We start from the raw sequence: 9,342 nt of genomic DNA, 5'->3' as shown, positions 1-9,342 counted from the left end.
GCCCCGGCTGAGCCGTGCCGGGCGTCCTCCCGTGCTCCCCTCAGAGCTCGAGCCGGTCACACTCCTCGCGGAACGAGTCGAGGTACTGGTTCGCCGGCTCGATCGAGAACATCTCGGCGTACGTCACCTGAGCCTCGCGGCCGTACCCGCCGAGCGCGGAGAAGCGCCCGTCGGCGATTCCCGCGGCCTCGGCGAGCGCGGCCATCGAGTAGAACCGGGAGTGGGGGACGATGCCGTCGTCGCCGATGAACAGGTCGTCGCCCGCGTCGGCCGGGATCGAGCGGGCGAGGAGGCAGGCGTGGGCGGCGTCCCGGGTGGCGGCGTCGGGCTCCTCCTCGTCGCCGACGAGCAGCCCGGTCACGCCGAACGCCACGAGAGCACCGATGACGAGCGAGGCGAGCACGAGGAGGAGCGTGCCGGAGCGCCCGGGCGTGGCGGTCGCGCGTGCCGGGCTCATGCCGCTCCCTCGAGACCGAGGTCGGCGCACGCGGCGCGCACGTCGTCAAGAGCAGTACCGATCCCGTCGGTGTCGAACGTGTTGCGGGCCTGACTCACCCGCTCGGTCGGTTCGACCAGCACCTCGTACGCCGGATCCTCCGTGGCCGCGCCCCGGGCCAGGGTGGGCATCAGGCCGACGAGGTAGTGGACCGGATCCTCGTCGAGCCCGCCGGTCGCCATGAGGTCGATCCCGTCGGGGTACCGCCCGGCGATGTCGCACACGTGCCTGGCGTCGCCCTCGGCGGTGGCGGCGGTCGGTTCCTCGTCGTCGCGGACGAGGACGAACCACCCGGCCCCGGCGCCCAGCCCGGCTCCGACGACGATCGCCACGATCGCGGCCACCCACCTGCCGCCGCCCCCGCGCTTCCCATCTGGTCGAGAGTGCGGGTCGGCGGGGCCGGGGGAGTACCCCGCGTGCGGGGAGGAGGGGCCGGGCCCGTAGGGGTACGCCCCCTGTGGTCGAGAGTGCGGGTCAGCAGGCGGGTACCCCGGCCACTGCCCGTCCGATCGAGAGTGCGTGTCGGCCGGCGGGTACCCCGGCCATCCGTACTGGTCCGGCGCACGGTGCCCGTCGGAGGGACCCGGGGAGGACGCTCGCCCCGGATCGTTCGGGGGGAACGACGTCATGCTCGAATCCTGGCGGGAGCCGCGCGTGAGGTCAACCACCGCCCCGCCGCACACTGCGGACGAGGCTCGCCGCGGCGGCGGGGCCACCGGACGCGCCGTTCGTCGTCGGACCTGGTGAGTGACGTGTGCGACGTCCGCAGGATTGGAGAACGGGCGGCCCGCCGGTGTAATCTCGTGCGGTCCCGCGGTGCTCCGCGGAGACGGGCTGTGGCGCAGCTTGGTAGCGCACTTGACTGGGGGTCAGGTGAGTTAGAGCGGCGGGACTGTCCGAAAACTAAACAACGGGATGTGGCGCAGCTTGGTAGCGCACTTGACTGGGGGTCAAGGGGTCGCAGGTTCAAATCCTGTCATCCCGACAAAAAGCCCTGGTGAGAGGCAACTTTCACCAGGGCTTCGTCGTTTCCGGGGGTGGTCACCGGCTGGTCCACTTGCTCGATCCACTCGAGCCGCCCGCTGCTGAAGTGGACCAATCCCGTTCGACCTCGATGCCCGTGGAGTGCACCAAAAGGTGCCCATCGAGTGGACCAGAATCCGCGCAGGGCGATGCTCCGGCCCCCTTCTGAAGGGGTCGGAGCGTGGGTCCAGCAATGGTCACAGGCGGGGTCCGGCGCGGCGGGTGGTGTCCCTTCTGGTGGGGGCTGCGGAGAGGAACTGGTTGGCCTGTCTGGCGGCTTCGGCGAGGTGCCGGTGGTCGGGATGCAGGTAGCCCTTGGTGGTCTCGATCGATTGGTGTCCGAGGATCTCCTGGAGCACGTGCAGCGCGATGCCGGCGTCGGCCATCCAGGTCGCTCCGGTGTGGCGGAGCCCGTGGCGGGTGAGGTTGTTGAAGCCGAGCTCCTTCACGAGGTCGTCCCAGTGGGTGGCGTCGCGGACGGTGGCGGTGGTGAGGACGCCGCCGCGCGGCCCGCGCAGGAGCGGAGTGTCGGGCTCCTTGCCGTCGGTGAGGCGTTCGAGGATGGGTTCGAGCGCGTCGAGCATCGGGACGGGGCGGTCTCTGCGGCCTTTGGTCTGTTTGATGACGAGGCCGCCTTTGCCGGGGTAGTGCTGGCGTCTGATCCACACGATGCGGTTGTCCCAGTCCACGTCCCCGGCCTGCAGTCCTGCGACTTCGGAGCCGCGGGCGGCGAGGAGGGCGGCGAGCATGACGTGATCGGAGTAGGACTGGTGGACCTTCCCGCACGCGGTGGCGAGCTTCTGCAATGTCGGAAGGTCTGGGAGGGCGTACTGGCGGAGTGCTCCGGTGGTGTGGGTGACGTGCTTGCCGAGGTTCCGGCGGGCGCGGTGCTTGGCGGGGTTGATGGAGATGACGTCGTCGCGGACGGCTTCGTCCAGGACGCGGACGAGTGGGGCGATGGAGTTCTTGATCGTGGAGGCGGAGTGCTCGGCTTCCCAGGCGTCGATGGTGCGGTCGATCATTCCGGCAGTGATCTTCGCGACGCGGATGTGGCCGAGCGCGGGCAAGACACGGAGCCGGAGCCCGGTGTCATAGAGCTCGGCGGTGGAGGTCGGGTCCAGGCCTCGTTGCCAACGGTCCCCAATCGAGGCGGCGTAGTCGGCCAGGGTCACGGTGGTGTCGTTGCCGGTCTCGGTCGCGGCGCGCATCTGCTCGAAGAACTCCTCGACCTCCTCGGCGGTGCGCACGTGGCTGACTCGGCCGACGCGTTTATGGGTTGCCGGATCGGTCCATCGGACACGGGCACGGAACCCGTCGACGCGGCGTTCGACGTCGGTGGTGAGCTTCACGCCGACCGGAGGCATACGGCGATTGCGGGGATCAGCCACGTGCCGCCTCCTGTTCGCGCACCCAAATGCGCACCGTGACGGGGTTGTAGCGGTAGACGCCGCCGACCTGCACGAACGGCGGGCCGACCTTTTCCCGACGCCACCGGGACAGTGTGGCTTGGGAGACGGTCAGGAACTCCGATGCCTCCTTGGGGCACCACAGCGGCTCGACCGTGCCGATGCCGCGGTCACTGGGCAGGCTCGTCATCGTCGGACACCTCGCCGGTTTCCGGGTCGGCGCCGAGGCTGGCGTAGAAGGCGTCCTCGGCGGCCTGGCGGTGGGCGACGTCGGCCTTGACGAACTCCCGGAAGTCCGCCGTCCGGTCAGGGATTACGATGTCCTCGATCGCCTCCGTGGGGGTCTCGCCGGGCCAGGCGGTCTGCCGGGTGGCGCGGTCGCGGTCCAAGCGGGTGCCGCAGGCGGCCACCCAGTCGCGAAGGCGCTGGCGGGCGTCGGCGAAGTCCCGGTGCCAGCCGTTGGGTGCTGACCCGTTCTCCTCCGGGTCGTAGGCGCACAGCCAGTGGAGGTGCAGGGCGCTGAGCTCCCAGACCAGCTCGGGGTGGCGGTGCCAGAACGGCGGGACCACGCTGGCGGGGAGCCCGTAGGTGTGGCGCAGCCAGGTCACCCACTTGTCGAGCTCGACCCACTCGCCGGCGGCCTCCTCGGCGGTGAGGAGGTTCCAGTTGACCGGATGCGGCGGCTCTGCGAGCAGTTCGGCGTCCCCCTCCGACGCCTCCGGGTCGGTGTCGTCGTGCAGCGGAGCGGGTTCGGGCTCGTCGGGCTCAGGGATGTCATCGACCTCGGCCATCAGCGTCTCCTCAGTCACAGCCCGACCGCCGATGCGGCGGACGGAGAGGGGCGACGCGGCCCCTCGCTGCGCACGGGCTCCCTGTCTGCGGCGGGCGCCGGCGCTTCTCGCTCGGCGGCAAGAGCGCTGCGCGGGCCGCGGTCGACGTCGTAGTTGGTGCGGGCGAGGTCGTGGCCGATCTTCTTGGCGACGAACTCCTCGCCCTGCACGGTCTGTCCGTCGCGCTCGTACTCGAACGGGTGCGTGTAGCCCTCGGCGACGAAGCTGTCGCCCTTGGCGAACCGCTCGTGCGCCCGCTCGGCGGTCGCCCGATACGCCACGAGGTCGTGGAACGTGGTCTCCAGCTCCGTGAAAGAGCCGTCGGGCTCTTTGCGGTAGTGCTCCTGCCCGACACGGGCGTAGAACCTTGCCTCGCCTTTGCCGGTGTGGCTGAGCTGGGGGTCCGAGGCGATGAATCCCGTGAACGACTCCTGCGTGTGAATCGTCATGACGATGGTCCCTTCCTGGCATCGGCGGCCCCCAGGGCGGGGCCGCTCTTGTCAGTCAGGTGCGTCAGGGCTCTCCTGCGGTCGCCGCCGCAGCCGTTCCTCGATCCCGGTGCGGTCGGCGCGGAGCCGGGTGGCGTCGGGCCGGTCGGTCCATGTCCGCATCCGGGTGACGATGGGCGGCGCGGAGCGCAGCAGCACGAGCGCGGTCCCGAACGGCAGGGTGCGGATCGCGTCGGGCGGCATGACCGGCACCCGCCGGATCGAGCGTTGCGCGGAGCGGGACCCGTGATCGCCGACCGTGGTGGAGTCGATCACCTCGTCCCGTTCGCCGGTGAGCGTGGTCAGGTCGTGGAGGTCTTTCGAGTTGGAGGCCCCGCCGAGGATGATCTTGACGATGCTGGCGTCCCAGATCGCGCCGGCCGCGTTCTCCGACCACTTCTCCCGCGCTTGGGCGAGCGACTGGAGCACCGGCATCGTCGTGATCCCGGTGCCGCCTCCCTCAGCCATCAGCGTCGGCAAGGACGGCAGGGGTGCGAGATTGCCGACCTCATCGAGCGCAAGTAGCAGCGGCGGGTCGAGGCGTGCACCGGGGCTGTGGGCGGCGATGCGGCGGGCGGCTTCCACGAGGTCTTCCACGAACGCCGCGACCAATGCTGCGGAGTTGTTCGCCCCGGCCCCGGTCGCCAGCAGGTAGAGGGTTCCTTTGGCTCGGAGGAATGCTTCGGGGTCGAAGTTCTCACCGGCTCGCGGCGAGACGGCATCGAGTACGCGAGGGTCGGCGAGGGCGGCGAGAGCGAGGGAGACGCCTTGCCAGATGGAGTCGCGGGTGCGGGGGTCGGAGTCGATCATCGCCTGTAACGACTCCGACCACCCGACAGCCGCGTTCTGGTTGGCGGTTAGGATCGCCACCGCATCCGCGGCAGCGGACGGGTCGAGGGTCCAGCGGAACAGCTCGCCGGGCGGTCGGTGATCGAGCGCGGCGGCGTGCAGGAGCGATTGGAGCGCGGTGCGGGTTTTGCCTTCCCAGAACCTGCCGCCTTCGACACCGCCGGCGGACAGGCCGGTGCCGGCGGCAAGGCCGGTGGCACGGATCATCGCGGTCAGCGGGTCCTCGCACCCCCGGATCGGCGACCAGCGCAGCCCCGCCGGGACACCCTCGGCGAGGTGCTGCGGGTCGAACACCGCAACCGGGCCGATGCGTTCACGGGCACGGAGGGTCGCGGTGAGGTTGTCCGGCCGGGTGCTGGTGGTGACGACCGCGCCGGGCGCGTCGAGGATGGCGTTGATGACGATGTGGGCGCCCTTCCCAGAGCGCGGCGGCCCGATGAGGAGGATGGAGTCCTCGACCGAGGCCCAGACGCTTTTGCCGCGTGAGGCGCCGATCCGGTAACCGATGTCCTCCGCGCAGGGCTTGTCGAGCGAGGGCCGCAGGTGCCCGCCCCGCCGCAGCAGCGCGGTCTCGGAGGCGGCTTTGGCGACTTCGCTGCGGGTGGCGATCCCGGCGATCCGGTACGGGTCGGCCTTGACCTGGCGGCCGTGGTCGCGCAGCAGCCGCCACACCCACCAACCCACCGCCCCGGCTCCCAGGATGAGGACGGCGGCGGTTGTCCAGTACGCGACGACGTTCAGCCCTGGCGCATCGAGAGCGCCCGCCGGGTCGCCAGGGTTCAGCAGCACGCCCAGGCCGGCTTCGACACCGCCGGCGGGTGGGGATGTGCCGGTGATCCAGGCGGCGACCGACCCGGCGCCGCGGAGGATGCCGGCCAGGAGCGCGGCGCCGATGAGGAGGGCAATGCCGAGGTTGCTGAGCTCGTCTCCGAGCGACCCGGCCGGGCGCGGAGTGCTCATTCGGGGTGCCCGATGGTGAGGGTGCCGGAGACGCGGCCGAGCAAGATGACCTCACGGGTCGGACTCGATGCTGCTTGTTCGGCGGTGAGCAGGGCACGCATGGTCCCGTCTGGGGCTGCGTCACCGTGGACAATGACGATGGCGACGGCGACATCCTCGCCAGGCACGAACCCCTCCCCGTGCAACGTGACCAGCTCCGGCATCGCTTGTCGTGCGGGCGATTCCTGGGCAAGGGCTGGTTGGGGGCGGCGGCGTGTGCTGGGGGTGATGATGTCGGTGAACACGGTCCCGTCCGCCTCACGCACCTCGACCCGCACTGGCGACCGGCGCTGGTCGGTGAGTTGATCGAGGACGCGGGCGAAGTCCTCCCGCCGCCACGCGGGTGCGAACGGCTCCGGCTCATACGGTGCCCCGTCGACGGTGACCGTCATCCTTCCGTCAGAGGCAATGTCCATGACGACGTGCGGCAACACCACAGGCACGGCGTCGTCTCGGTGTTCGGGTTCGCCGGTGGTGCGCTTGTAGCGGGGGCGGGTCATCAGGATTCCTGCCGATCGTTCGAGAATCCCGAAGAACCGTCGAGATTCGTGAACTCGCGGGAATCTGCGGTCATGCGGGTGGTGGTGTCGAATGCGGCGAGCTCGGCAGGGTGGAGCTGGTGCTGTACGACGAAGGAGCGGTCCTTGATCCGCCAGAGTCCTTGCCCGGTGCCGAGGCCGGGTAGGAGCTTCTGTTCGGTGCCGGTCAGGCCGAGGGCGGTGGCGGTGGAGCCGAGCTGATCGGCTTCCTGCCGGTAGACGATCCGGGTCTCCGCGTTCGCCAGCAGACTCGATGCGAGAGCCCTCATCGCGGAACCTTGATCGCCGACGTTGTCGAGGTCGGAGAGCTTGTGGAAGATGAGCATGTTCGCGATGCCGAAATGGCGGGCGAGCCGCCATTGCGCGTCCATCCGCCGCAAGAGGCTGGGGTAGGCCATCAGGCGCCACGCTTCGTCGTAGATCACCCACCGTTGCCCGCCGTTCGGGTCCGACAGCGCCGATTCCATCCACGCACTGGAGCAGGTCATCAGCACGGAGATGAGCGTGGAGTTCTCCGCGACACGGGACAGATCCAACGACACCATCGGCAGCGACGGATCGAACCTCACCGTGGAGGGACCGTCGAACAGTCCCTGGAGGTCACCGGCGACGAGGCGGCGCAGCGCGTGGCCGACCAGGCGGCCGTCCTCGGCAAGACGTCGGTCCTCATCATCGGCGGGGCTGGGGGCCAGGATACGGTCGACAACCATCGGCAGGATCGGCACCTCCGCCGACCGCACCGCATCCCGCAGGGCGAGGTCGATCGCGGTGTGCTCCAACGGCGACAGCACACGATCCAGCACCGTCTCCGCCAGCGCCCCGATGAGGTCGCGGCGGCGGGAGGCAACCTGCATCGCCCACTCCGCGTCGGAGACGGCGGAGGGCCGGTGTCCCTCGTCCAGCGGGTTGAGCCGGTTCGATAGCCCGTGGCCGAGAACGATCGCTTTCCCGCCGACCGCTTCGGCGACGGCGGTGTGCTCGCCCTTGGGGTCGCCGGGGACGTAGACGCGCCGCCCGAACGGGAGCGAGCGGGTGTAGAGGGACTTCGCCAGGGAGGACTTGCCGGAGCCGACAATCCCTGCGAGAACGACGTTGGGGGCGGTGATGAGGCCTTGCTGGTAGAGCACCCACGGGTCGTAGACGAACGACCCACCGGAGTAGAGGTCCTGGCCGACGAATACGCCCGCCGAGCCGAGGCCCCCTTCGGCGAGGAATGGATATTGCCCGGCGAGGGTCGCGGAGGTGTCCTGGTGCTTCGGAAGCCGCAACCGCCCCGGTGTCCGCAACGCGGCAGGACCGGACTCGCCGGCGGCCGGCAGGTACGTCGTTGCGCGCTTTTCTGCTTGCTCGGCTTCCCATCTGGCTTTCGCCTCCGCCTTCCGTGTGTCGCGGGCGGTGGTCTCTATCCGGGTAGCGGCCTGCTGGCGAGCTTTGCGGTTCCGTCGCCGCTCACCTTCCGGGCCGACCAGCACCGCCGTGTGCAGACGGCCCTCATCCTTTCCGGTCACAGCGCCAACCCCCGCCCGTGCGAGGCGGATGCGCCCGGCCGGCGGGCGAACCAATCCGTCGCCTCCGAACGCGCCGCCCGCACCGGCGCCCGTTCGACCGTCCGCCGTGCCGGAGCCGGAGTGGGCGCGGCCGTGTCGATGTTCAGTAGCGCTGGGTCCCGTACGGCGTCGTGGATGCGAAGCAGCGAGACGTGGCCGAGGAAGGGACTGTACGTGAGGGTGTAGACATCCCCGGTGGCGGTGCGGTCCAGGGCGCCGGTCGGGGGCTGGTCGTAGACGTACCCGTTCTCGAGCGCAGCCTGGGTCGTCTCCTCCCCGAAATCCCACTGCGCCAGATGCTCGATCGCCGCGTCCGTCCCGTCTCGTTCGATGATGTCCAGCACCGGGTCTGCTTCCTCGCCTTGGAGGAACACGACACTGACCCACCGCCTGCCGCCCTGCTTCTCGGGGAGGTCCGGGTCGCGGTCGATCAGCTCGATTAGGGTGTCGGGGTGCTGACGGGCGGCATCGGTCACCCAGTCCGGGAACGCCCCGTCGTTGTCGGTGCGCTGGCCGGGATGGTCGATCGCGAACTGGCGTGCGTCGCCTGCGGCGGAGAGGAACACCGCGAGCTCGCGCAGCGCCCGCTCGGGTGAGACGGGGGCGCCCGTGCCGGTGAACAGGTCCCGTCCCTCGATCGACTGCCCGGTGGCCGGGTTCTCGATGCGGTACGCGTACCGCTGATGCTCGCCCAATGGTTCGTCCGGCCACACCGTCAACCTCAGCTCACCCGCCTGCACCGTGGTGCGCGTCGCGCCGGTCGTGTCGAGGGGTTCGGGTGCGGGGTGCCAGGCGATTCGCCCGGACTGCGACATCGCCGCATCGACCCGGTCATGGACCGTGTCCAGCAGGGTGCCGGCCTGGTGCAGCTCATCCGCCGCCGCAAGCGCCGCCGTCGCCCCGGCGGGCTGGCTGCCCGCGTCGGTGTGCGCGCGGGACCGGGCCTCGATGTGGGCGGCGGCGAGCTGGTCGAGCACCTGCCGCAGCGACCGCACCCCGGCCAGCAGTTCCCCGAGCACCGGGTACGTCTCGGCGGGGTCGTCGAAGGTGCGGGTGGCGTGGGCGAGGCCGCGGAGCGCAGCGGATGCCTCCATCGCGTCCTCCACGGGGTTGTCGAAGGTCGGCATGATCGGGACTCCTCACAAGGGAACGGTTGATGGCGGGA

10 protein-coding genes and 1 tRNA gene are annotated in these 9,342 nt (G+C 70.4%); 1 reads left to right on the top strand and 10 read right to left on the bottom strand.

Annotated features, from left to right (window positions below; all coding sequences use genetic code 11):
- Nucleotides 1–40: 40 nt before the first annotated feature.
- Nucleotides 41–457 carry a hypothetical protein gene (locus AC24FB_RS00245; RefSeq protein ID WP_425714134.1) on the bottom strand — a complete coding sequence of 139 codons (417 nt, stop codon included), beginning with the start codon at nt 455–457 and terminating at the stop codon, nt 41–43.
- Nucleotides 454–828 carry a hypothetical protein gene (locus AC24FB_RS00240; RefSeq protein ID WP_487560500.1) on the bottom strand — a complete coding sequence of 125 codons (375 nt, stop codon included), beginning with the start codon at nt 826–828 and terminating at the stop codon, nt 454–456. Before AC24FB_RS00240 ends, AC24FB_RS00245 begins: the two co-directional genes overlap by 4 nt.
- 579 nt (nt 829–1,407) lie before the next feature.
- Here AC24FB_RS00240 and AC24FB_RS00235 point away from each other — a divergent pair.
- A tRNA-Pro gene (locus AC24FB_RS00235) sits at nt 1,408–1,481 on the top strand.
- Between the two features lie 235 nt (nt 1,482–1,716).
- On the opposite strand, the gene AC24FB_RS00230 is transcribed toward AC24FB_RS00235, so the two are convergent.
- From AC24FB_RS00230 to AC24FB_RS00195, 8 genes are read right to left on the bottom strand one after another with little or no spacing between them, the layout of a single operon-like run.
- Entirely contained in the window at nt 1,717–2,907 is a 1,191-nt protein-coding gene (locus AC24FB_RS00230; protein WP_424796266.1) for a tyrosine-type recombinase/integrase, read from the bottom strand.
- Nucleotides 2,900–3,115, bottom strand: a complete 216-nt coding sequence (locus AC24FB_RS00225) for a helix-turn-helix domain-containing protein (RefSeq protein ID WP_329863790.1) — start codon at nt 3,113–3,115, stop codon at nt 2,900–2,902. Before AC24FB_RS00225 ends, AC24FB_RS00230 begins: the two co-directional genes overlap by 8 nt.
- Nucleotides 3,096–3,716, bottom strand: coding sequence for a hypothetical protein (locus AC24FB_RS00220; RefSeq protein WP_424796265.1), 621 nt, complete (start codon nt 3,714–3,716; stop codon nt 3,096–3,098). Before AC24FB_RS00220 ends, AC24FB_RS00225 begins: the two co-directional genes overlap by 20 nt.
- Nucleotides 3,717–3,730: 14 nt before the next feature.
- Nucleotides 3,731–4,204, bottom strand: coding sequence for a single-stranded DNA-binding protein (locus AC24FB_RS00215; protein ID WP_329863786.1), 474 nt, complete (start codon nt 4,202–4,204; stop codon nt 3,731–3,733).
- A 51-nt stretch (nt 4,205–4,255) separates the two neighbouring features.
- A complete protein-coding gene (locus AC24FB_RS00210) occupies nt 4,256–6,052 on the bottom strand; it encodes a type IV secretory system conjugative DNA transfer family protein (protein ID WP_424796264.1) in 1,797 nt (598 codons plus the stop codon).
- Entirely contained in the window at nt 6,049–6,591 is a 543-nt protein-coding gene (locus AC24FB_RS00205) for a hypothetical protein (protein WP_329863782.1), read from the bottom strand. The genes AC24FB_RS00210 and AC24FB_RS00205 overlap by 4 nt, the downstream gene beginning before the upstream one ends.
- Nucleotides 6,591–8,138, bottom strand: a complete 1,548-nt coding sequence (locus AC24FB_RS00200; RefSeq protein ID WP_424796263.1) for an ATP-binding protein — start codon at nt 8,136–8,138, stop codon at nt 6,591–6,593. The genes AC24FB_RS00205 and AC24FB_RS00200 overlap by 1 nt, the downstream gene beginning before the upstream one ends.
- Nucleotides 8,135–9,304, bottom strand: a complete 1,170-nt coding sequence (locus AC24FB_RS00195) for a hypothetical protein (RefSeq protein WP_424796262.1) — start codon at nt 9,302–9,304, stop codon at nt 8,135–8,137. Before AC24FB_RS00195 ends, AC24FB_RS00200 begins: the two co-directional genes overlap by 4 nt.
- Between the last annotated feature and the right edge of the window lie 38 nt (nt 9,305–9,342).

Source organism: Georgenia sp. Z1344 (assembly GCF_057652375.1).
Note: the sequence above shows the minus strand (reverse complement) of the source record. Positions and strands in the feature narration are given on the sequence as shown.

Coding starts and splice junctions, on each gene's coding strand:
- AC24FB_RS00245 (WP_425714134.1), bottom strand. CDS start 457: ATGAGCCCGGCACGCGCGACCGCCACGCCCGGGCGCTCCGGCACGCTC.
- AC24FB_RS00225 (WP_329863790.1), bottom strand. CDS start 3,115: ATGACGAGCCTGCCCAGTGACCGCGGCATCGGCACGGTCGAGCCGCTG.
- AC24FB_RS00220 (WP_424796265.1), bottom strand. CDS start 3,716: ATGGCCGAGGTCGATGACATCCCTGAGCCCGACGAGCCCGAACCCGCT.
- AC24FB_RS00215 (WP_329863786.1), bottom strand. CDS start 4,204: ATGACGATTCACACGCAGGAGTCGTTCACGGGATTCATCGCCTCGGAC.
- AC24FB_RS00210 (WP_424796264.1), bottom strand. CDS start 6,052: ATGAGCACTCCGCGCCCGGCCGGGTCGCTCGGAGACGAGCTCAGCAAC.
- AC24FB_RS00205 (WP_329863782.1), bottom strand. CDS start 6,591: ATGACCCGCCCCCGCTACAAGCGCACCACCGGCGAACCCGAACACCGA.
- AC24FB_RS00195 (WP_424796262.1), bottom strand. CDS start 9,304: ATGCCGACCTTCGACAACCCCGTGGAGGACGCGATGGAGGCATCCGCT.